Origin of the sequence: Methylobacterium sp. E-065 (genome assembly GCF_022829605.1) — a bacterium.
Taxonomy (GTDB): Bacteria; Pseudomonadota; Alphaproteobacteria; order Rhizobiales; family Beijerinckiaceae; genus Methylobacterium.
The window spans coordinates 1-20,895 of the sequence record NZ_JAKSYD010000153.1 but is presented as its reverse complement, the minus strand read 5'-3'; the positions used below and the strand labels follow the sequence as shown (position 1 = coordinate 20,895).

21 protein-coding genes are annotated in these 20,895 nt (G+C 69.4%); 9 read left to right on the top strand and 12 right to left on the bottom strand.

What is annotated here, in order from left to right:
• Positions 1 to 4 precede the first annotated feature (4 nt).
• A complete protein-coding gene (locus MKK84_RS20345) occupies positions 5 to 496 on the bottom strand; it encodes a cyclic nucleotide-binding domain-containing protein (RefSeq protein ID WP_243922928.1) in 492 nt (163 codons plus the stop codon).
• A gap of 64 nt (positions 497 to 560) precedes the next feature.
• Positions 561 to 1,247, bottom strand: a complete 687-nt coding sequence (locus MKK84_RS20340) for a response regulator transcription factor (RefSeq protein WP_243922927.1) — start codon at positions 1,245 to 1,247, stop codon at positions 561 to 563.
• A 471-nt stretch (positions 1,248 to 1,718) separates the two neighbouring features.
• Here MKK84_RS20340 and MKK84_RS20335 point away from each other — a divergent pair, with 471 nt between their 5' ends.
• The 4 genes from MKK84_RS20335 to MKK84_RS20320 all read left to right on the top strand — a co-directional run bounded on the left by MKK84_RS20335 (position 1,719) and on the right by MKK84_RS20320 (position 5,913).
• Entirely contained in the window at positions 1,719 to 2,225 is a 507-nt protein-coding gene (locus MKK84_RS20335; RefSeq protein WP_409566530.1) for a L,D-transpeptidase, read from the top strand.
• A gap of 357 nt (positions 2,226 to 2,582) precedes the next feature.
• A complete protein-coding gene (locus MKK84_RS20330; RefSeq protein ID WP_243922923.1) occupies positions 2,583 to 3,524 on the top strand; it encodes a glycosyltransferase family 8 protein in 942 nt (313 codons plus the stop codon).
• A 45-nt stretch (positions 3,525 to 3,569) separates the two neighbouring features.
• On the top strand, positions 3,570 to 4,898 hold the full coding sequence (locus MKK84_RS20325; RefSeq protein ID WP_243922921.1) for a UDP-glucose dehydrogenase family protein: 1,329 nt from the start codon (positions 3,570 to 3,572) through the stop codon (positions 4,896 to 4,898).
• A 67-nt stretch (positions 4,899 to 4,965) separates the two neighbouring features.
• A complete protein-coding gene (locus tag MKK84_RS20320; RefSeq protein ID WP_243922919.1) occupies positions 4,966 to 5,913 on the top strand; it encodes a UDP-glucuronic acid decarboxylase family protein in 948 nt (315 codons plus the stop codon).
• A gap of 178 nt (positions 5,914 to 6,091) precedes the next feature.
• On the opposite strand, the gene MKK84_RS20315 is transcribed toward MKK84_RS20320, so the two are convergent.
• A complete protein-coding gene (locus MKK84_RS20315; protein ID WP_243922918.1) occupies positions 6,092 to 6,844 on the bottom strand; it encodes a YggS family pyridoxal phosphate-dependent enzyme in 753 nt (250 codons plus the stop codon).
• Between the two features lie 176 nt (positions 6,845 to 7,020).
• Here MKK84_RS20315 and leuS point away from each other — a divergent pair, with 176 nt between their 5' ends.
• Both leuS and MKK84_RS20305 read left to right on the top strand, forming a co-directional pair.
• Complete coding sequence (gene leuS / locus MKK84_RS20310) at positions 7,021 to 9,606, top strand: leucine--tRNA ligase (protein WP_243922916.1); 2,586 nt, start codon at positions 7,021 to 7,023, stop codon at positions 9,604 to 9,606.
• Positions 9,607 to 9,872: 266 nt separating this feature from the next.
• Positions 9,873 to 10,070, top strand: a complete 198-nt coding sequence (locus MKK84_RS20305; protein ID WP_243922914.1) for a DUF2283 domain-containing protein — start codon at positions 9,873 to 9,875, stop codon at positions 10,068 to 10,070.
• Positions 10,071 to 10,076: 6 nt separating this feature from the next.
• On the opposite strand, the gene MKK84_RS20300 is transcribed toward MKK84_RS20305, so the two are convergent.
• From MKK84_RS20300 to MKK84_RS20290, 3 genes are read right to left on the bottom strand one after another with little or no spacing between them, the layout of a single operon-like run.
• Positions 10,077 to 10,862 carry an ABC transporter substrate-binding protein gene (locus MKK84_RS20300; protein ID WP_243922912.1) on the bottom strand — a complete coding sequence of 262 codons (786 nt, stop codon included), beginning with the start codon at positions 10,860 to 10,862 and terminating at the stop codon, positions 10,077 to 10,079.
• On the bottom strand, positions 10,862 to 11,620 hold the full coding sequence (locus MKK84_RS20295) for a TerC family protein (protein ID WP_243922910.1): 759 nt from the start codon (positions 11,618 to 11,620) through the stop codon (positions 10,862 to 10,864). The genes MKK84_RS20300 and MKK84_RS20295 overlap by 1 nt, the downstream gene beginning before the upstream one ends.
• The gene (locus tag MKK84_RS20290; protein WP_243922908.1) at positions 11,617 to 12,570 is read right to left on the bottom strand and encodes a lipid kinase; all 954 of its coding nucleotides are present in this window, start codon (positions 12,568 to 12,570) and stop codon (positions 11,617 to 11,619) included. The genes MKK84_RS20295 and MKK84_RS20290 overlap by 4 nt, the downstream gene beginning before the upstream one ends.
• 296 nt (positions 12,571 to 12,866) lie before the next feature.
• Between MKK84_RS20290 and MKK84_RS20285 the strand changes: the two genes are divergently transcribed.
• From MKK84_RS20285 to MKK84_RS20275, 3 genes are all read left to right on the top strand, one after another.
• A complete protein-coding gene (locus MKK84_RS20285) occupies positions 12,867 to 13,769 on the top strand; it encodes a hypothetical protein (protein WP_243922906.1) in 903 nt (300 codons plus the stop codon).
• Positions 13,770 to 13,901: 132 nt separating this feature from the next.
• A complete protein-coding gene (locus tag MKK84_RS20280; RefSeq protein ID WP_243922904.1) occupies positions 13,902 to 15,185 on the top strand; it encodes a nuclease in 1,284 nt (427 codons plus the stop codon).
• Positions 15,186 to 15,189: 4 nt separating this feature from the next.
• On the top strand, positions 15,190 to 16,230 hold the full coding sequence (locus MKK84_RS20275) for an aldose epimerase family protein (RefSeq protein WP_243922902.1): 1,041 nt from the start codon (positions 15,190 to 15,192) through the stop codon (positions 16,228 to 16,230).
• A gap of 183 nt (positions 16,231 to 16,413) precedes the next feature.
• Here MKK84_RS20275 and MKK84_RS20270 read toward each other — a convergent pair whose 3' ends face one another.
• The 6 genes from MKK84_RS20270 to MKK84_RS20245 form a co-directional block, all read right to left on the bottom strand.
• The gene (locus MKK84_RS20270; RefSeq protein WP_243922900.1) at positions 16,414 to 17,151 is read right to left on the bottom strand and encodes an NADH dehydrogenase ubiquinone Fe-S protein 4; all 738 of its coding nucleotides are present in this window, start codon (positions 17,149 to 17,151) and stop codon (positions 16,414 to 16,416) included.
• Between the two features lie 125 nt (positions 17,152 to 17,276).
• A complete protein-coding gene (locus tag MKK84_RS20265) occupies positions 17,277 to 17,621 on the bottom strand; it encodes a hypothetical protein (protein ID WP_243922898.1) in 345 nt (114 codons plus the stop codon).
• Positions 17,622 to 17,637: 16 nt separating this feature from the next.
• Entirely contained in the window at positions 17,638 to 18,081 is a 444-nt protein-coding gene (locus MKK84_RS20260; protein WP_243922896.1) for a hypothetical protein, read from the bottom strand.
• 118 nt (positions 18,082 to 18,199) lie between these two features.
• Positions 18,200 to 18,736 (bottom strand): Hsp20/alpha crystallin family protein, encoded by a 537-nt coding sequence (locus MKK84_RS20255; protein WP_243922894.1) that lies wholly within the window; start codon positions 18,734 to 18,736, stop codon positions 18,200 to 18,202.
• A 128-nt stretch (positions 18,737 to 18,864) separates the two neighbouring features.
• Positions 18,865 to 19,353 carry an Hsp20 family protein gene (locus MKK84_RS20250; protein ID WP_243922892.1) on the bottom strand — a complete coding sequence of 163 codons (489 nt, stop codon included), beginning with the start codon at positions 19,351 to 19,353 and terminating at the stop codon, positions 18,865 to 18,867.
• Between the two features lie 469 nt (positions 19,354 to 19,822).
• On the bottom strand, positions 19,823 to 20,895 hold a 1,073-nt coding region (locus MKK84_RS20245; protein ID WP_279599624.1), incomplete at its 5' end, for a DNA translocase FtsK.

Sequence of the window (20,895 nt, the reverse complement as noted above, 5' to 3'; positions counted from 1 at the left end):
GTGCTTACAAGCGGGCACCGGGGCTGTCACCTGAGGAGATGCCGTCGATCACGTCGAGGAGCGCGCGCACCCGGTCGAGGTCGGCCACCAAGTCGGCGAGGTCGTCCGCCAGCGTCGCGTGGACGGCCTGCGCGGCCTCCGGAAATTCCTCCAGCACGCGGCGCATCAGCGTCGGGGTGATGCGCATGACCGCGGTGGTGCTCTCGGCCCGGGCCACGGTCGGGCGCGTCCCGCGCACGAACAGGGCGAGCTGCCCGATCAGCGCGGAGCGGCCGGCCCGGACCGGCTCGGCGTGGGCGTCCCGGGGTTCGAGCCGGATCGTGCCCGACATCACCACGAAGCCGCCATCGGCCGGGTCGCCGCGGGCAAACAGCAGGTCACCATCCGCGAGGTCGCGTCGCTCGGCCGCGAAGGTCAGCAGGCGCAGGGCATCCCGATCAAGGAAGCCGAACAGCGGCGCACCGGCGAGGATCGCGATATCGTCGTCGAGCCCCAAGAACGCCTCACTACCCTGCGCATACGCGTACCGATTGGTCGCATATACGTAAAACGTCTTTTCGTCAGGGCAGCAACTTGTATCCACCGCCCTCCGTCACCAAGATCGCGGCGGTAGCCGGGTTGGGCTCGATCTTCTGGCGCAGCCGGTAGATATGCGTCTCCAGCGTGTGGGTGGTGACGTGGGCGTTGTAGCCCCAGACCTCCGCCAGCAATGTGTCGCGGTTCACCACGGCCCGGCCCGCCCGGTAGAGGAAGCGCAGGATCGCGGTCTCCTTCTCGGTCAGCTTGAGCTTCGAGCCGCGCTCGCCGACCAGCAGCTTGGCGCCGGGCCGGAACGTGTAGGGGCCGATCTGGAACACCGCGTCCTCGGAGGCCTCGTGGCTGCGCAGGTGGGCGCGGATCCGGGCCAGCAGGATGCCGAACTTGAACGGCTTGGTGACGTAGTCGTTGGCGCCGGCCTCCAGCCCCTCGACGTGATCGGCCTCGGAATCCTGGGCGGTGAGCATGATCACCGGTCCGCGGAAGCCGCCGGCGCGCATCCGGCGCACGGCCTCGCGCCCGTCGAGATCGGGCAGGCCGACATCCATCACGGCGAGGTCGATGCGCTCCGTGGCGGTCCGCCGGATCGCGTCCGTGGCGTTCGCCTCGGTGAAGACCGTGAACTCGTCGCAGAGATCGAGCTGCTCGGTCAGGGTGTCGCGCAGGATCGCGTCATCATCGCAGATCAGCAGGCGGTAGGCATTCGACATCGTCCGGGTCCCAGGACAGGCCGCCGGTGGGGGAGGGCGATCCTCCCGGGGGGCAGCACGCAAGACTAGCGGTTCTCGGCAGGATCGCCGCGATACGTGATCGCGGCGATCCTGCGGAGGCCTTCGTTTCCGCATCATTGCACCGTCGAGGCGGAGGGCGCCCCGGCGAGCGGGTCTGCTGCGGTGGCCGGGCCGCCGTGCCGGACTCCGAAGGTGCCCCTCTCGCGCTGGCGCGGGACCGGTCTCCTCCCAAGTCCCGGCTGACGCCCCAGGCTCCGGGCAAGGATAGAGCACACTTTGTGGCGGGAAATTGCCTTGTGCGCAATTTTCATCCGTCCGGGCACGAATATCGGGCATAAGGCGCGCGGGTCGAGGCCGGCCAGCCGGCTGGCTGAGGGGAGGGCGGACATGCGGCGACGGCCGGGCGGACGGGCCGAGGACGGCGTCCCCGTGACTTTGCGCGAGATCCGCATGCGCGCGGTGATCGGCAACCGGTCCCGGGGCCACCTGCTGGTCGGACCCACGGTGATTCCCTGCGCGCTCGGCGCCGGCGGCATCGTCGTCGACAAGCGTGAGGGCGACGGCGGCTCGCCTCGCGGACGGTTCCGGCTGCGCGGCGGCGCCTACCGGCCCGACCATCTCGGGCTTCGCCCACGCACGGCCCTGCCGCTCCGGGCGACCCGGCCCGGCGACGGCTGGTGCGACGAAAGCCGGGACCGCCGCTACAACCGCCCGATCCGCCTGCCGGCCCCGGGCGTCAGCGCCGAAACGCTCTGGCGGGACGACGGGCTCTACGACGTGGTGATCGACCTCGACTACAACCGCGGGCCGATTCGCAGGGGGCGGGGGTCGGCGATCTTCCTGCACCTCGCCCGGGACGGCTACCGCCCCACGGAAGGCTGCGTCGCGCTCGCCCGGGCCGATCTGTTGCGGCTGCTGCGGCGGCTCGGGCCACGGACCTGTCTGCGGATCGGGTGAGGGCGCACCGGCTTGTTCACGCGTTCGTGAGTTCGCCGATCGGAATGTATCCGCGATTTATGAATTCTGATTTCGAACTGTCAAGAAGGCTGTGTATAGCCGTCTTCGGTATGAGAAAACATCGCAAATCTGCATTCGTTTCTATTCAGAGTGATCTCGGCGAGCGACCGGATTGTCGAATTTCTGCTCTACGGTGGGGCGACTCGATTTCAGAAATATTTTGATGCGAACCGAATACTGTTTTAAAAAATACAAGTATTTTAGCTTGAAAAACTTACAAATGCACAATTTGCTTTCGTTAATGCTTCATGATATGCCACTTTTAAGCATGGATTAAGATCTGAAGCCGAGGCGGCAATGCAGGACAATTGTGTTTGCTATGCTGTCGATTCGAATTATCTGTTTCCTGCAACATTGAGTGCCCTGCAGGTCAGAAAAAACACGCCGCATGAGCGCGCCGATGTTGCCATCGTGTGTTTCGATGAGCCGAACGACAACACACGATTGGCGGCGACACTTTCCGAGGCGTCCGGAGTCAAATTCATCCTGATGCCGCAATCTGAACTTGAGGGCGTCCCCCTGGCCTACGCGCGGCTGTTTCTCGACAAGGCGCTTCCGGCACAATACAGGAATCTGGTGTATATCGACGGCGATACACAGGTGCCCAACTCCCTCGAGGACCTGTTCGCGCCCGGTCTGGCGCACCACGATTTCGTGGCGGCCCGCGATGCCATGACCTTGATCGTCAACGACAACACCCGGATGGCGAAGCGGATCAAGCGATATTTCCGATCCCTGGACATCAACGAGGCCGATCACGAGCGGTACTTCAATTCGGGCGTGATGAAACTCAAGCGGAGCATCATCGGCGACCTGCGGTCGGAGATCAAAGGTCTGCTCGCCCGGAACAAGAACGCTTTCACCTTCTTCGATCAGGACGCTCTGAATATTATATTAGCTGGCAACAAGAATTTGATGTCCATGAGATGGAATTTTCCCACCTTCCTCATGAACTACAGCCATTTCCGAGAGGTGCCCGCCCATCTGCTGCATTTCTGCTCGAACCCACGCCCCTGGCACGGCCCTTTCACCCCCTGGGGAGACGCCTATTTTCAGGTCTATACCGAGTTTGCGAAATCCTTTCCGAACACCAATCGGAAGACCCAGCCTCTCAAAGGCCTGAAGAAGGTCAAATATATCCTCCAGACCCGGTACAAGTGTATCGTCGAGCCGTATATCTGGGACAATGTCTACTCCCGCCGCAGGAGGATCGTGCAGGAGCTGGATACGATCATCTGAACGGGATCCTGCAGATCTTGCGGACCGAGGTCCGAGGAGGAGCATATGCGTCTGGCCGTGGTCGGATCGGGCTATGTCGGGCTGGTCACCGGGGTCTGCCTGGCGGATTTCGGCCATTCTGTCGTCTGCATCGACAAGGATCCCGCGAAGATCGCCGCCCTGAATGCGGGGCGGATGCCGATCTACGAGCCGGGCCTCGGCGACCTCGTCGCCGACAACGTCGCCCAGGGCCGGCTGGCCTTCGTGACGGATCTCGGCCCCGCGGTCGCCCAGGCGGAGGCCGTCTTCATCGCGGTCGGCACGCCGTCGCGCCGCGGGGACGGCTTCGCCGACATGACCTATGTCCGCGAGGCCGCCCAGGAAATCGCCCGGTCGGTGAGGGGATTCACGGTCATCGTGACCAAGTCGACCGTTCCGGTGGGGGAGGGCGACGTGGTCGAGCGGATCGTGCGTGAGATCGCCCCCGAGGCGGACATCGCGGTCGTCTCGAATCCGGAATTCCTCCGCGAAGGCGCCGCGATCTCCGACTTCAAGCGGCCCGATCGGATCGTCATCGGCGTGGACGATCCGCGCGCCGAGGCGGTCATGCGCGAGATCTACCGCCCCCTGTACCTCAACGCGGCGCCGATCCTCGTGATGGGCCGGCGCACGGCCGAACTCACGAAATACGCCGCCAACGCGTTCCTGGCGACCAAGATCACGTTCATCAACGAGATCGCCGAATTGTGCGAGGTCGTCGGGGCCGACGTGCAGGCCGTGGCGCGCGGGATCGGCCTCGATGGACGGATCGGGCCGAAATTCCTCCATGCCGGTCCGGGCTATGGCGGATCCTGCTTCCCGAAGGACACCCTGGCGCTGGTGAAGACCGCGCAGGACCACGAGGTGCCGTTGCGGATCGTCGAGACCGTCGTGGCCGTCAACGACAGCCGCAAGCGCGCGATGGCCCGCAAGGTGATCCGGGCCTGCGGCGGATCGGTGCGAGGCAAGACCGTGGCCATGCTCGGCCTCACCTTCAAGCCGGACACCGACGACATGCGCGAGGCCCCGTCCCTGGCGATCGCCACCGGCCTGCAGGATGCGGGCTGCCGTGTCCGCGCCTACGATCCCGAGGGCCTGGAGCAGGCCCGCCCGCTGATGCCGGGCGTGGACTTCGCCGACGACGCCTATGCCTGCGCGGAGGGGGCGGACGCGGTGGTGATCGTGACCGAGTGGAACGCCTTCCGGGCCCTCGACCTGGCCCGGCTGCGGGCGATCATGGCAGCACCGGTCTTGATCGATCTGCGCAATATCTACGAACCGGAAACGGCCCGCCGTCACGGATTTTCCTACACGAGCGTCGGTCGACGCGGGGACGGACCCGCCCTCGACGCGTGAGGGATCGGCGGGGCCGCGGCCGCACCCCGGCGGGGCAGGGCGTGTTGGGTGGAAGGAGGGTTCGAGCGTGCGCTACGACGATACCAAGAAGATCCTCGTGACGGGCGGTGCCGGCTTCCTCGGTTCGCATCTCTGCGAGCGGCTGCTCAATGACGGACATGAAGTCCTGTGCGTCGACAACTTCTACACCGGCACACGGCGGAACATCGCGCATCTGCTGGGCAATCCGCGCTTCGAGATCATGCGTCACGACGTGACGTTCCCGCTCTACGTCGAAGTCGACGAGATCTACAATCTCGCCTGCCCGGCTTCGCCGGTGCATTACCAGTTCGACCCGGTCCAGACGACGAAGACGAGCGTCATCGGCGCGATCAACATGCTGGGCTTGGCCAAGCGGCTGCGGATCAAGGTGTTCCAGGCCTCCACGTCGGAGGTCTACGGCGACCCGGAAGTGCATCCGCAGGTCGAGGAATACGTCGGCCACGTCAACCCGATCGGCTTCCGCTCCTGCTACGACGAGGGTAAGCGCTGCGCCGAGACCCTGTTCTTCGACTATCGGCGCCAGCACAATCTGCCGATCAAGGTCGTGCGCATCTTCAACACCTACGGCCCGCGCATGCACCCGAACGACGGCCGCGTCGTCTCCAACCTGATCATGCAGGCGCTTCGGGGCGACGAGATCACGCTCTACGGCGACGGGGAGCAGACGCGCTCGTTCTGCTACGTGAGCGACCTGATCGAGGGCTTCGTCCGCCTGATGGACAGCGGGCCGGAGGTGACCGGACCGATCAACATCGGCAATCCGAACGAGTTCACGATCCGCGACCTCGCCCACATGGTGATCGAGCTGACGAGTTCGCGCTCGCGGATCACCCACCGTCCCCTGCCGCCGGACGACCCGCGGCAGCGCCGGCCCGATATCGGGAAGGCGAAGGCCGTGCTGGATTGGGAGCCGACCGTGCAGTTGCGCGAGGGGCTGGAGCGGACGATCGCGTATTTCCGCTCGACGCTTTAGGGGCGTGCTGGCCGGCCCAGATCGGGATTCCCAAGGGCGAGCCCTTGGGCGGGTTCTCAGGGCAGAGCCCTGAGTGGCTTGCCCCTGAGTTGCTCGGCCCTGAGATGTTCACCAGGGCTCTGCCCTGGACCCGCGAAAGGGCTCGCCCTTTCGAAACCGGGACATGGGCCAGGCGCCGCTACCCTTTCGGCTTGCGCGCCCCGAAGATGGCGGTCCCGACCCGGACATGGGTGGCGCCGAGCTGGATCGCCGCCGGGAAGTCGGCGCTCATGCCCATGGAGAGGATCGGCAGGTCGTGCTCCTTGGCGAGCCGCGCCAGCAGGGCGAAATGGGCCGAGGGCGGATCCTCCGCGGGGGGGATGCACATCAGCCCCTGGATCGCCAGCCCGTGCGTGTCGCGGCATTCCGCCAGCAGGGCGGCGAGCTGGTCCGGCAGGACACCGCCCTTCTGCGGCTCCGCGCCGGTGTTGACCTGGATCAGCAGCTTCGGCGCGCGCCCCGACCGGGCGATCTCCTTGGCGAGCGCGGCGGCCAGCGACGGCCGGTCCAGGGCGTGGATCACGTCGAACAGCGCCACCGCCTCCCGGGCCTTGTTGGATTGCAGCGGCCCGACGAGGTGCAGTTCCACATCCGGGTAGCGGGCGCGCAGGTCCGGCCACTTCGCCGTCGATTCCTGCACGTAGTTCTCGCCGAACACCCGCTGCCCCGCCTCGAGCGCCGGCAGGATGCCTTCGGCCGGCACGGTCTTGGAGACAGCGACCAGCTGGACCTCGGACGAGTCACGCTCCGAATCCTCGGCCGCCCGGGCGATCGCCGCCCGCACCTCGGCGAGCCCAGCGGCGACGTCGGCCTGCCCGACCGGCAGCTTCGCGGTCGGGTGTCCCATCCCATCCGTCGCCGGGGCGCTCGAATCAGTGATCGCGTCGTCCATCGCGTGCCTGTCCTGTCACTGCCGGGCGCCGGTTCCGACCTATGCGCTCGCGCGCTCCGTGCAAGCCCGAATCGTACGCTGCGTTGACCGGCTCCCGCGCAGATATGCTATCGCGACGCGACCGTGCCGTCGTCATTCCGCGGAATGATCGACGAGCCCCTGACCCCGCCGGATCCATGACCAGCACCGCCGTTCCCCAACCCGTCGAGCGCTACAACGCCAAGGATGCCGAGCCGCGCTGGCAGGGCGCCTGGGCGGAGCAGCGGCTGTTCGAGACCGACAACGCCGACAGCCGCCCGAAATACTACGTGCTGGAGATGTTCCCCTACCCGTCGGGGCGTATCCATATGGGCCATGTCCGCAACTACGCGATGGGCGACGTGGTGGCTCGCTACAAGCGCGCCCGCGGCTTCAACGTGCTGCACCCGATGGGCTGGGACGCGTTCGGCCTGCCGGCCGAGAACGCCGCCATGGAGCGCAAGGTCAACCCGCGGGACTGGACCTACGCCAACATCGCTTCCATGCGCGACCAGCTGAAGGCCATGGGCCTGTCGCTCGACTGGAGCCGGGAGATCGCGACCTGCGATCCCGACTACTACAAGCACCAGCAGCGCATGTTCCTGGACTTCCTGGACAAGGGCCTCGTCACCCGCCGCACCGCCAAGGTGAACTGGGACCCGGTGGACCACACCGTGCTGGCCAACGAGCAGGTGATCGACGGGCGCGGCTGGCGCTCGGGCGCGCTCGTGGAGCAGCGCGAGCTGACCCAGTGGTTCTTCAAAATCACGGATTTCGCCGAGGATCTGCTGACCGCCCTCGACGGGCTGGACCGCTGGCCGGAGAAGGTCCGGTTGATGCAGAAGAACTGGATCGGCCGCTCGGAAGGCCTGGAAGTCCGGTTCGCCCTGGCACAGCCGGTCGCCGGCGCCCTCGATTCGGTGACCGTCTACACGACCCGGCCCGACACGCTGTTCGGCGCGAAGTTCCTGGCGATCGCGGCCGACCATCCGCTGGCGGCCGCTTTGGCCGAGGGACGGCCGGAGCTGCAGGGCTTCATCGAGGAATGCCGCCGCACCGGCACCGCCCAGGCCGCGATCGACACCGCCGAGAAGCACGGCTTCGACACCGGCCTCACCGTGCGCCACCCCCTGGACCCATCCTGGGAGCTGCCGGTCTACGTGGCGAACTTCGTGCTGATGGAATACGGCACCGGCGCGGTGTTCGGCTGCCCGGCGCACGATCAGCGCGACCTCGATTTCGCCAACAAGTACGGGCTCGGCAACATTCCCGTGGTCTGCCCCGAGGGCCAGGACCCGGCGAGCTTCGTGATCACCGACACCGCCTATGTCGAGGACGGGCGGATGATCAACTCGCGCTTCCTCGACGGGATGAGCACCGACGCGGCGTTCGAGGCGGTGGCCCGGCGTCTGGAAGGGGAGGGGGTCGCCACCCGCAAGGTCCAGTTCCGCCTGCGCGATTGGGGTGTCTCGCGCCAGCGCTACTGGGGCTGCCCGATCCCGATCATCCACTGCGAATCCTGCGGGCCGGTCCCCGTACCGGTGGCCGACCTGCCGGTGAAGCTGCCCGAGGAGGTGTCGTTCGACCAGCCCGGCAATCCGCTGGAGCGCGACGCCGCCTGGCGCAACGTGTCCTGCCCGCATTGCGGCGCGGCGGCGCGGCGCGAGACCGACACGATGGACACGTTCGTCGATTCGTCCTGGTACTACGCCCGCTTCACCGCGCCTTGGCTCACCGACGCGCCCACCGACCGCGCCGTGGTCGATCACTGGCTGGCGGTGGACCAGTATATCGGCGGCATCGAGCACGCGATCCTGCATCTGCTCTACGCCCGGTTCTTCATGCGGGCGATGCGCGAGACCGGCTGGGCCGGCGTCGCCGAGCCCTTCGCCGGCCTGTTCACGCAGGGCATGGTGGTCCACGAGACCTACAAGGATGCGGCCGGCGCCTGGGTGCCGCCGGCCGAAATCCGCTTCTCCACGGGGGAGGGCGAGCGCCGCGCGTTTCACGTGAAAACTCAGGCGCCGATCGCGATCGGCCCGATCGAGAAGATGTCGAAGTCGAAGAAGAACGTGGTCGACCCCGACGACATCATTGCGAGCTACGGGGCCGACACGGCGCGCTGGTTCATGCTGTCCGACTCGCCCCCCGAGCGCGACGTGATCTGGACCGAGGAGGGCGTGCAGGGCGCGGCCCGGTTCGTCCAGAAGGTCTGGCGTCTGGTGAACGCCGCCGGGCAGGCGACCGGTGACGGCGCCGCGGACCTGCCCCTGCGCAAGGCCGCCCACCGGGCGCTGGCCTCCGTGCAGGACGATATCGAGCGCCTGCGCTTCAACCGCTGCGTGGCCCACATCTACACCCTGGCCAACGCCCTGGAGGATGGCTTGCGCGGCCCGGTCACGCCGGCTGTCGCCAAGGAGGCGGCCAGCATCCTGGTGCAGCTGATCGCGCCGATGATGCCGCATCTGGCCGAGGAGTGCTGGACGGTGCTGGGGGGCTCCGGGCTCGTCGCGCAGGCGCCCTGGCCGGAGGCGGAAGCCGGGTTGCTCGTCGAGGACGAGATCACCCTGCCGGTCCAGATCAACGGCAAGAAGCGCGCGGACGTCACCGTGCCGCGGGACGCCGACGCCAAAGCCGTGGAGGTCGCGACCCTGGCGCTGGAGGTGGTCCAGACGATCCTGGAGGGGAGGGCACCCCGCAAGGTGATCGTGGTGCCGGGGCGGATCGTGAATCTGGTGGTGTGATCCATCGACCAGCCCGATCCCACCCTGTCCCTCATCCTGAGGTGCCGCAGCGCAGCGGCCGCCTCGAAGGAGGGCTCCAGCCAGCCGCGCGATCCCTGGAGGGTTCCTTCGAGGCCCGCTGACGCGGTCACCTCAGGATGAGGGTGTGGGTGGGATAAGCGGACTCGATGAGCTGACGGCGCTGCTGTCCAAGGCCCCCGTTATGGCGCCGGGGTCGCCGAAGGCCATCATCACGCTCTTCCTCGATCGTGGCTGGAGGCGCCGACATGAAAGTCAGATACGACCCGGAGGCTGACGCCCTCTACCTACGCTTGGCCGATACATCGGTCAGCGAGAGCGAAGAGCTGCGCCCCGGTATCATCTTCGATTTCGATGCGGAGGGCCGCGTCGTCGCCATCGAGATCCTGGATACCAAGGCGCATCTCTCGGCCGGCGTGGATCTGGCGCATCTCAGCGCGGCGTAAGGCGGCTCAGGGCGCAGCCAGCCCCGGATCCTGTCCGCTGGCTTCCAGGCCGCGGCGCACGAGCCCGTCCCGCTTCGCCCACGCCAGGAAATCGGCGAGGTAGGCCGCCCCCGCCGGGCGTCCGACCGGCAGGCCCATCGCCTGCGGGATCTCCATGAAGTGCCCCGGCAGCAACCGCACCTCCGGATGCGCCGCCGCGTAGGCAGCGAGCGGTTGCTCCACCCCGGCGGCCACCTCCAGCCCGTCCTGCGCGAAGGCCGTGACTGCCTCGGCCGAGGTCGGCGCCCGCACCAGGGTCGCGTGCTTGAGGCTCCGGCTCAGGAACAGGTCGTAGGCACTGCCGCGGCCCACCGAGATCCGCACGCCGTCGCGGTCGACCGCCTCCAGAGTCCGGATCGGGGAGGAGTCCGGCACGAGGTAGCTGCCGGCGATCAGCACGTAGGGCGTCGTGAAGGCGATGCCCTCGGCCCGCTTCGGGTCGATCGCCAGGAAGCAGATGTCCCAGGTGCCCGACCCCGCCGAGCCCGAGACCGCGCCCGCCCCTGGGAAGGTCACGAATGCCACCTTGACGCCGAGCCGCGCGGCGAGTGCCCGGGCGAGATCCACCGACACCCCCGCGGGCCCGTTCGGTCCGGCCTGCGCCAGAACCGGATTGCCGAGGTTGATCGCCGCCCTGAGCGTGCCGGTGGGGGCGAGGTCGTGCAGGATGGCGGGATCGGACATGGCAGGCTTCGTCTCCGCGTAGGCAAGGACCGGGACGAGCAACAGGCCGAGCGCCGCGAGGATCCGCATCAGGCTCGCTCGACCCGACCGGGCACTGCAGCCCTGGTGCCACGCCGTCGCCGCCGGGCCAGCATGTTGAGGCCCTCCACGCCCGCCGAGAACGCCATGGCGGTGTAGATGTAGCCCTTCGGCACGTGCGCCCCGAACCCTTCGGCGATCAGCACCATGCCGATCATGATCAGGAAGCCGAGCGCCAGCATCACCACGGTGGGGTTGCGGGCGATGAAGGCCGAGAGCGGCTCTGCGGCCAGCAGCATCACCGCCACGGCGACGATCACCGCCACCATCATCACCGGCACGTGCTCGGTCATGCCGACCGCCGTGATGATTGAGTCGATCGAGAACACGAGGTCGAGCAGCAGGATCTGGCCGATCGCCGCGCCGAAGCCCAGGCTGCCGCCGGGTTCTTCCGATTTCGGCTCCGGGTCCACAGAGTGGTGGATCTCCTTGGTGGCCTTCCAGAGCAGGAACAGGCCGCCGCCGATCAGGATCAGGTCGCGCCAGGAGAAGTCCTGCCCGAACACCGAGAAGACCGGCTCGGTCAGGTGCACGATGAACGCCACCGTGCCCAGCAGTCCCAGGCGCAGGATCAGCGCCAGCCCGATGCCGATCCGCCGGGCCCGGGTCTGCTGGTCGGCCGGCAGCTTGTTGGTCAGGATCGAGATGAAGATCAGGTTGTCGATACCGAGCACCACCTCCATCACCACGAGGGTGGCGAGCGCGACCCAGACGGCGGGCTGGCTGGCGAGCTGGATCAGGTCGGTCACGGGCGGGGGGCCTCGCTGGTCGGGAACAGGCGGCTGCCGAGGGTGCCGAGGTCGAACGAACTCGGGCCGCGCACCGGCTCGGGGGCGAAGACTTGCAGGATCTTCGGGAAGACCTTGAAATGCGCGGGGGTGTGCGTGGTCAACTCGCCATCGGTGTTCACCGGCCGCGGCCGGCGGGTCGTGATCCGGATCTCCTGGGCGTGGAAGGCCCGCACGTCGGCCGCCCGGCCGTGGGTGCCTCGCCGGAGCGCAGGCAGCAGCGCGATCAGCCGCCACCAATGATCGATCTCAAGGCTGTAGAAATCGAGCTTGCCGTCATCAACCGCGGCGCTCTCCGCGACCGTCATGCCGCCGCCGTAGTGCCGGCCGTTGCCGACCGAAACCTGGATGGTGGTGACCTTCTCGACCGTGCCATCATGCTCGATCGTCACCGTGAAGGGCCGGACCCGGCGCAGCACCCGGATCGCCGCCACCGCGTAACCCAGCACGCCGAAGGTCTTTTTCGATTCCGCCGTCAGCTCACCCGCGAGTTCGGCCGAGAAGCCGATGCTCGCGACGTTGAAATAGTAGTGCCCGTTGACCCAGCCGAGATCCACCGGCCGCGCCTCGGCGGTCGGAATGAAGCGGGCGGCGTCCAGGGGATCGGGCGGCAGGTTGAGGGAGCGGGCGAGGTCGTTGGCCGTGCCGAGCGGCAGGATCGCGAGCGGCAGGCCGGTCTCCACCAGGGCCGGGGCGGCGAAGTTCATGGTGCCGTCGCCGCCGCCGAGGATCACGAGATCGACCGCCCCGGCGTGTTTGCGGATCTCGGCGCGGCAATCGGCATCCGGCGGCGGCTCCACCGGCTCGATCCCACCCGCGCGCAGGATCCGACGGATCTCGTCCAGGTCGGACCCGCCATTGCGGGCCTTGGCGTTGCAGATCAGCAAGGCCCGGCGCGGCGCGGCGCTCATCGGGGGCTCCCGGGTCGCGGGGTCGGGCAGGCCTTGGCGTCAGGTCGGGCCACGAAAACCTCGATGCGCAGCGGCGGGAGAGCGGGCGGAATGGAGCCTGGGAACGACCAAAGCCAAGACTGTCCCCGACTTGGTACCCAAACGGACGAACGCAACCCCATCATCCCCGCAATCCAAGGCTGCCCGCCGCCGTACGATCAGGCAGGATGTCAATCGCGCCCGAGATCTGCGTGGAACTCCCCACCCCCGCGGGCGCGTTCTCGTCACTGTCCGCCCCGGCCGCCAGGAAGGCACCGATGTCCGCCACCCGCCCCGCCCGACTCCAGGCACGCACCCAATCGCTCGTCCTTGGCATGCTCCTGCCGCTCGCCCTCGCGGGCACGGCTGCGGCCCAGCAGCAGGGCGCGGCGAGCCAGGGGGGCTGGGTCGACCCGCCGCCGCGGGCCGCCGGTGCCGCGAAGGAATCGCTGAAGGCCGCCATGCCCCAGAACCCGGAGACGAATGCCGCGAAGGCCCAGCCCGAGACGCCGCGCGACGCCGCGCCGGTCCGTCAGGCCGCCAAGCCGGAACCCGGCGAGGACGCCCTGCCGAAGGCTGCGGCGACGCGGGCGCCGGGTCCGAAGCGGGCGGCTGCCCTGGAGCGTCCGCCGGTCCGCGAGAGCCTGCGCCGCCGGGAGCACCACGAAGCGCGCCAGGAAGCGCGTCAGGAGACCCATCGTCCGCACCGCCTTGCGGAGACGCCGGCCGCATTCGGCCCGGCACCGGGCGTGTCGGCCGAGCGCGTCGCCGCCGCCCGGGCGCTGACGGCGAGCTACCTCGCCACCGTCTCGGGGTCCGACGACACCATGGTGGGCGCGGCGACCCGGTACTACGCGTCGCGCGTGCGCTTCTACGGCCGTCCGGTCACCACGGCGGGGCTCGTCGCCGAGAAGCGCAGCTTCGTCCAGCGCTGGCCCGAGCGGCGCTATGAGCCGCGGGCCATGCGCGCCGCTTGCGACGCCGAGACCTGCACGATCCGCACGCTGGTCGAGTTCCGCACCGCCAATCCGGGGCGCGGCGCCGTGTCCATCGGCGAGGCCGAGCTGATCCTGGAGGTGGGTTTTGCCGGCGCGCGGCCCTACATCCTGGGCGAGACCGGCCGTGTCCTGCGGCGGAGCATCCAGGCCGGGACCCTGGCCGCCTCGCCCGGCAAGGCGTAAGGAGCCTGTCGCCGCGTGCGGCGGATCGCCGAGGAGACGAATCCCGGCGATCAGATGTATTGTAAGGCGCTCCCGCGCAGGCCCCGGCCGATCGATTCCGGGCCGCGCCTGGGTGGTGCCGGGATCGGGTGAATGACGTCGTCGACTCTGGTGGAGCAACAGGAGGCGGAACCGGCCCGTCCGGCCCTCGACGATCCCAGCCGCCACGCCCTGCGCGCGGCGATCCGGGAGGAGATTGCCCGCGCCCGCCCGCGGCCCGTGGCGGTGCGGACCCTCGAACTTCTGGCCGAGGCCGCCTGCATCCCCGATGAGGCCGGGACCGGCATCCGCGTGCTCGACCGGCAGGGTGTCGTGCGCCACCGGGACGGGTCCGATGCACCGATGACCCTGGCGGATCTCGTCGTGGAACTGCGCAGCCGCCATCCCGCCCTGTTCCTCCCCCCCGAGCCGGAGGTCGAACCGGCCGCGCCCGCTATCGAGGAGCCCCGGGATTCGGCCCTGCTGACCGGCGCCTACGAGATGAAGGCCGCCACCGCACGCTTCGTCGGCGCGCAGTCCGAACGGGCCCGCTCCCTGGCGGAGCGCTCCTCCGAGCAGGGTCGCGTCCTGGCCCAAAACGCCGCCGGCCGGTTCGCGACCCTGCGGACGCGCCTGCGCGGCCGGCTCGCCAGCCCGGCCGAGGGGGCGGGCGGAGCAGCCCCGGGGACGGATCCGGCGGCGGCCTGGAACAGCGGGCCCGGCCGGTTCGGCGAGACGCTCCGCGACGGCCGGGATCGCCTGCGCGACCGGTTCGGCTTCGGCGGCGTGGATGACGGGTCCCACCGGCAGCGCCGCCTGCTCCTGGGTGCGGCCGCCGGCACGCTGGTGGCTGTGATCGCCGCCGGTCTTGTCCTGGAGAGAAGCGGGCCGATCGCGCCGCGCCCCGCCGCTCCGGCGGCGTCCCGCGGGGAGGCTCCGAACAGTACGGCTCCGAACGGCACAGCCCCGAACAGTGCGGCCCAGGGTGGGGGCACCCCGAGCGCGCCGTCCGCCGCCCCCGATACGGTCACGCCGCCCCCTGAAACCGCGGGCGATGCCGAGCCCGACACACCATTGCCGCCGAACGCCATCGCGGGACAGGCGCAGGTGATCGACACCGCGACCCTCAAGGTTGGCGGCAAGGTGGTGCACCTGTTCGGCGTCGAGTGGGTGCGGGGCGGACAGGCGGAGGAACTGGCCCGCTACATCGGCAGCCGGCAAGTGACCTGCCAGCCCGCCCCCGGCAGCGCCACCATGAACTGCCTCGTGGACGGGCGCGACATCTCCGAGGTGGTGCTGTTCAACGGCGGCGGCCGTGCCTCCCCGGAGGCGAGCCCCGAACTGGTCGCGGCCGAGGATCACGCCCGGAGCGAGCGGCTCGGCGTGTGGAAGCGCTAGGCGGATGCCGGCCGAGACCTTCGGACGGACCGCGGATGGCCACCCGGTCGCCCGCCATAGCCTGAGCCGGGACTCGTTGCGGGTCGCCGTCATCGAATTCGGCGCCGTCGTCACGGCGATCGAGGTGCCCGACCGGGACGGGCGCACGGCCAACGTCGTGCTCGGCCTCGCGACGCTCAAGGGCTACGAGACCGTGAGCCCGAGCTTCGGCGCGATCGTCGGCCGCTACGCCAACCGGATCGCGAACGGGCGCTTCAGCCTCGACGGACACGGCTATCAGCTGCCGGTGAACGAGGGGCCCAACACCCTGCACGGCGGCCCGCAGAACTTCGGCAGGCGCCTGTGGCGGGTGGAAGGCTCCGACGCGACGCGCCTCGTCCTGAGCCGCCGCTCGCCGGACGGGGAGGAGGGGTTCCCCGGGACCCTCGACGTCCGCGTGACCTACAGCCTGCCGGCGGACGGGGTGCTGCGCATCGATTATGCCGCCCAGACCGACCGGCCCACGATCCTGAACCTCACCAACCACAGCTACTTCAACCTCGCCGGGGAGGGGGCGGGCAGCGTCCTCGGCCATCGGGTGCAGGTGGAGGCCGATGCCTTCGCGCCGACCGATGCGACCCAGATCCCGACCGGCGCGCTCCAGCCTGTCGCCGGGACGCCGTTCGACTTTCGCGATCCGCGGACCTTGGAGGAGCGGATCCGGACCGGGGATCCGCAGGTCGCCTACGCCAAGGGCTACGACCACACCTTCGCGCTGCGCGGCCCGGCCGGGACCCTACGGCCGGCTGCGACCTGCATCGATCCCGGCAGCGGGCGCCGGCTCGACGTGTGGACCACGCAACCGGCGCTGCAGCTCTACAGCGGCAACAATCTCGACGGCACGCTGATCGGGCCGTCCGGCCGGATCTATCGCTCCGGCGACGGAGTCTGCTTCGAGACGCAAGGCTTCCCCGACGCCCCGAACCACCCGAGCTTCCCGTCCGCGGTGCTGCGCCCCGGCGAGACCTTTTCGGCGGCCACGGAGTTCCGGTTCTCGGTGGCATAGGCGACGCTGGTCTCACAGCGGCTCCTGCGCGGTGCAAGCGGATTCGCACGGTGCCGGCTGCGCCGCGGCTGAACGCCGTGTTCCCCCCACTCCACGTGCGGGGAGAGGCGCGCGCGGGCTTCAGACCGTCCCCTATGAATCTCCCAGCCCGAGCGGCAGAGAGGACCCGCGCTCGATCCGGCCTCATGCGGCCCGCGCGAGATCCCTTGAGGCGCGCTCCTCCGACACGGGCATTGCGGCGGCCGGCGCGGCCGGGTGGGGACGCCAGGTCTCGCCGAGCGCCAGGAGTGCGGCCGTCACGGCGTCGAGCTGCGACGGCTCGCCCTCGGCCATGCCTTCGGCGGCCGCCACCTCCTTCAGGTACTCATCCCAGGCCCAGCGCCGCAGGATCTCCCGCTTGCAGCCGGGCAGCAGCCGAGGATGGTCGAGCACCTGCGCGGGCGCGGCGAACACCGCCGCCGGGTTGACCAGCGCCCGCTCCAGATCCGGAAGCTCCGGTGTGGCCCGGCGGCGCCCCGCGGCGCGTCGAGCCGGTGGGTGCGGAGGCCGCGGCCGCAGGCCGGGCCGCCAGGACGGGATCGTCGGCGCGACCGGGGTCGGGCCCGTGACGGCGGTCTCCGGCTCGACCGTGTCGGTCAGGCCGTGGCGCTCGGTATAGGCAATCGCCTCGGCCCGGGTGGGAAAGCCGAGCTGAACCTGCGTGGCGAGGGGATCGTCGCCGGCTGTCCAGCCCATCAGGGGCTCGATTTCGGGCGGCGTCTCGCGCTCGACGGTGAGGAGCCACGTCCCCGTCCGGGCGCGGCCCGCGGTGTCGACCGGGCGCTCGCGGCGCCGGATCCGGGCCGTGCGGCCGGCGAGCCAGCCGGGCGGCACCGCCATGGGCGGGTTGTTGTGGCCAGCTTCGATCGTCCGTTCCTCCATGGTGACCTCCCGACATATCTCAGTATCGCGACCGGGACCGGAGCTCTGCCGGGCCCCGATCCCGCCTCACCCCGGGGGCCGGTGGCATCCTCCGGGGTAAGGCGCATGGCTATCGTTCACGGGTGTCAGGCTCCGAGGAGCCCGAGCCGCGCAGCCGTCTGGACGCCGAAGCTCGCCGCGAAAGACAGCAGCGCGGCGTCCCAGGCCGTCAGGGCGGGGGATGCGCCCGGCGGGACGCCCCGGATCAGGGCGAGGCCGAGCCACGCGAAGCCCGACAGGCTCAGCAGCCCGGCCGCCACCCAGGGCAGGGCCGCGGGCGGGCAGGGCGCCGCCAGGGCGAGGCACATCACGGCGGTCAGCAGCCAGCTGACCAGCATGGACTCGTTGGTCACGCCCGCCTGGTTGCGGGCGCGGTGCCGCCGCCGGCGCCAGAGGTCGTGATGCGGATTGTTCAGGTGGACCATCGTCATGGAACGCCCTCCCGGTTCAGTTCAAGGCAGATCCGGGCGCTCTCCGGCCTCCGTCCCAGCGCCGGGTGAAGGCCGCCGGGAAGAGCGGTCGGCGCGGCGCAGCCGGCGCAGGGGAGCCCTCGTCGAGGGCCTGGAGCGCCTCCAGGATCTCGTCGATCGGGACGGGCTCGGCCCGGCAGCCCGGCAGGCAACGCAGGGTCGGGTTGGACTCGACCGCCCGGGCGTCGGAGGCCCAGGAGGCCAGGATCGCCCGCTTCTCGGCGACCGATAAGCCCGGATAGGTCAGCACCTCGCGGGGCTGCCGGAAGACGTCGCCCGGCGCCACGAAGGCCTCGAACGGGTCGACCGCCGGCGGCCGCAGGTTGGCGGCCGTCACCGGGCCCAGACGCTCGACGCCCAGGCGCTCGATACCGGCACCGACCGGGCCGGCCTGAATGGGATGAATGTCGATCTGCTGCATGAAATCCTCCTCGGGACCCGCCGCAGGCGGGCAAAGGCTGGAATGGGCCGGCACGCCCCCTTTGGAGGACGCGCCGGCCGCTCCGTCATGCGTTCGGTCTCAACCGCCTCGGCGCCGCTCAGTGCTTGGCCGCCGAAGCACCGCCGCCGTTGATCGCGATGCGGCGCCGACGCTCCGGCACCTCGGCCGAGCGTGGCAGCGTCACGGTGAGGACGCCGTTGCGGAAGGTCGCCTCGGCCTTATCGTCCTGCACCGCGAAGGGCAGCGCGATCGACCGCTCGAAGCGGCCGTAGCTGCGCTCGGAATAGCCGCGCTCCTTGTCGGTGGTCTCGGCGCGCTTCTCGCCCTTCAGGGTGAGCACGCCATCCTCGACCAGGAGCTCGACATCCTTCTCGTCGAGCCCGGGCAGCTCGGCAGAGACGCGCAGGGCGCCGCCCTCCGCCTCCACCACCTCGACGTTCGGCCAGCCGACGCTCCGAGTCGCGAGGCTCATATGCGCCAGGCTCGGCACGCCGAACCCGTTGAACACGTCGTCGAACAGGCGGTTCACCTCGCGGTGCAGGGCCAGGAACGGGCTCGTCGGCTCGCTCGGCAGGCTGGCCGGGGCGGGGGTGCCGGTGCTGCGGTTCCAGGGAATTAGATCTCTCACGCTCATGATGCTCTCTCCATCGCAGATGTTGCCAGTTGCGGGAGCGGGCCCCCGGGTCCGGGGACCCCCAAGAGAGTGTCGTCTGGAATGGCGTCCGTCCGGCCCCGGCGGAGCCCGGGCCGGCGGATGCGGGATCAGGCCGCCTGGGCCTCGCGCACGCGGCTGATCTGCGTCGGGGCGTTGTCCTGGCCCGCCGTCGCCGTGACGCCGCCGATGGCGATGCGGCGGGGCTTCAGGGCCTCCGGCACCTCGCGCTTCAGCGCGACGGTGAGCAGGCCGTTCTCCAGGCTCGCGTCCACCACCTTCACGTGCTCGGCCAGATTGAACGTCTGCCGGAAGGTTCGGGCTGCGATGCCGCGGTGCAGACACTGCTTCTCGCCCTCCTGAGCGGCCTTCTGGCCGGCGACGAGGAGGGTGGTGTCCTGCTGGGTCAGCTCGATCTCGTCGGCCGTGAAGCCCGCCACCGCCATGGTGATGCGGTACTCATCCTCGGCGACCTTCTCGATGTTGTAGGGCGGCCAAGCGGTGGACGGCTCGACGCGCTCGGCTTGGTTGAGCAGCTCGAACAGGCGGTCGAACCCGATTGACGACCGGAACAGGGGCGAAACGTCGTAAGTCCTCATAACCACATCCTCCTGTGAGCAACGTGACTACAAGCGACGCCAGACACCGGGTCCGGCGCCCTCAAGCGAGCCCATTTTCAGGCCCCGCACGCGCGTAACGTGCGGATGAAGGGTAGGTTCCGGGAACGAGCGAAAATTTTTGCGCTTTGGATAGTGAGTGTGCGAACGGGGCAATCGCCCTCGCGATGTGCCGACTGGGATCCCCCCTCGCCCCGCGAGCACGGAGGGGGCTCCAGCGACCTTGTCATCGCCGGAGCGAGGCGGCAGCCGGAGGTGAGAGGGCTCGAACGGAGGAGTATCTTCCAGAGCCGCCCCCTCGCCGCCGCTTCGCTTCCCGCACGGACGACGTGGTCCATGCGGGCCTCTCCCCGCGCGGGGAGAGGGAGCCCCGCGCTTCAGTCCGAGATGTCTGAACATCGTAGCTCCAGCGGGGGAGGCCCCCCGTGGATGCGCCGGCGCCCCACGATCCTCAGCCGACCGCATCCTCCACCAGGATCTCGCGCTTGCCGGCATGGTTGGCCGGGCCGACGATGCCCTCGACCTCCATCCGCTCCATCAGCGAGGCGGCGCGGTTGTAGCCGATCTGCAGGCGGCGCTGGATGTAGCTGGTCGAGGCCTTCTGGTCGCGCAGCACCACCTGCACGGCTTGGTCGTAGAGGTCGCCGCCGGTCTCGCCGAAGGAGCCCTGGTCGAACACCGCGCCGTCGAGTTCCAGCTCCGCCGCACCGGCCTTGCCCTTGGCGCCCTTCTCCAAGGCACCTTCCTCGTCATCGGCCGTGACGGCGTCGAGGTAGCTGGGGCGGCCCTGGCGCTTGAGGTGGGCGACCACGGTCTCGACCTCGCTGTCCGAGCAGAACGGCCCGTGCACCCGGGTCGTGCGCCCGCCGCCGGCCATGAACAGCATGTCGCCCTGACCCAGCAGCTGCTCCGCGCCCATCTCCCCCAGGATCGTGCGGCTATCGATCTTGCTGGTCACCTGGAAGCTGATTCGGGTCGGGAAGTTCGCCTTGATCGTGCCGGTGATCACGTCCACCGACGGGCGCTGGGTCGCCATGATCAGATGGATGCCGGCCGCGCGTGCCATCTGGGCCAGACGCTGGATCGCGCCCTCGATGTCCTTGCCGGCCACCATCATCAGGTCGGCCATCTCGTCGACCACGATCACGATGTACGGCAGCGGCGCGAGGTCCATGGCCTCGTCCTCGTAGACCGCCTCGCCGGTATGACGGTCAAATCCGGTCTGCACGGTCCGGGTCAGGACCTCGCCGCGGGCGGCGGCTTCCGCAACCCGGGCGTTGTAGCCGTCGATGTTCCGCACCGCGATCTTGGACATCTTCTTGTAGCGCTCCTCCATCTCGCGCACGGCCCATTTGAGGGCGATCACCGCCTTCTTGGGGTCGGTCACGACCGGGGAGAGCAGGTGCGGGATGCCGTCATAGACCGACAGCTCCAGCATCTTGGGATCGACCATGATCAGGCGGCACTCCTCCGGCTTCAGCCGGTAGAGCAGCGACAGGATCATGGTGTTGATCGCCACCGACT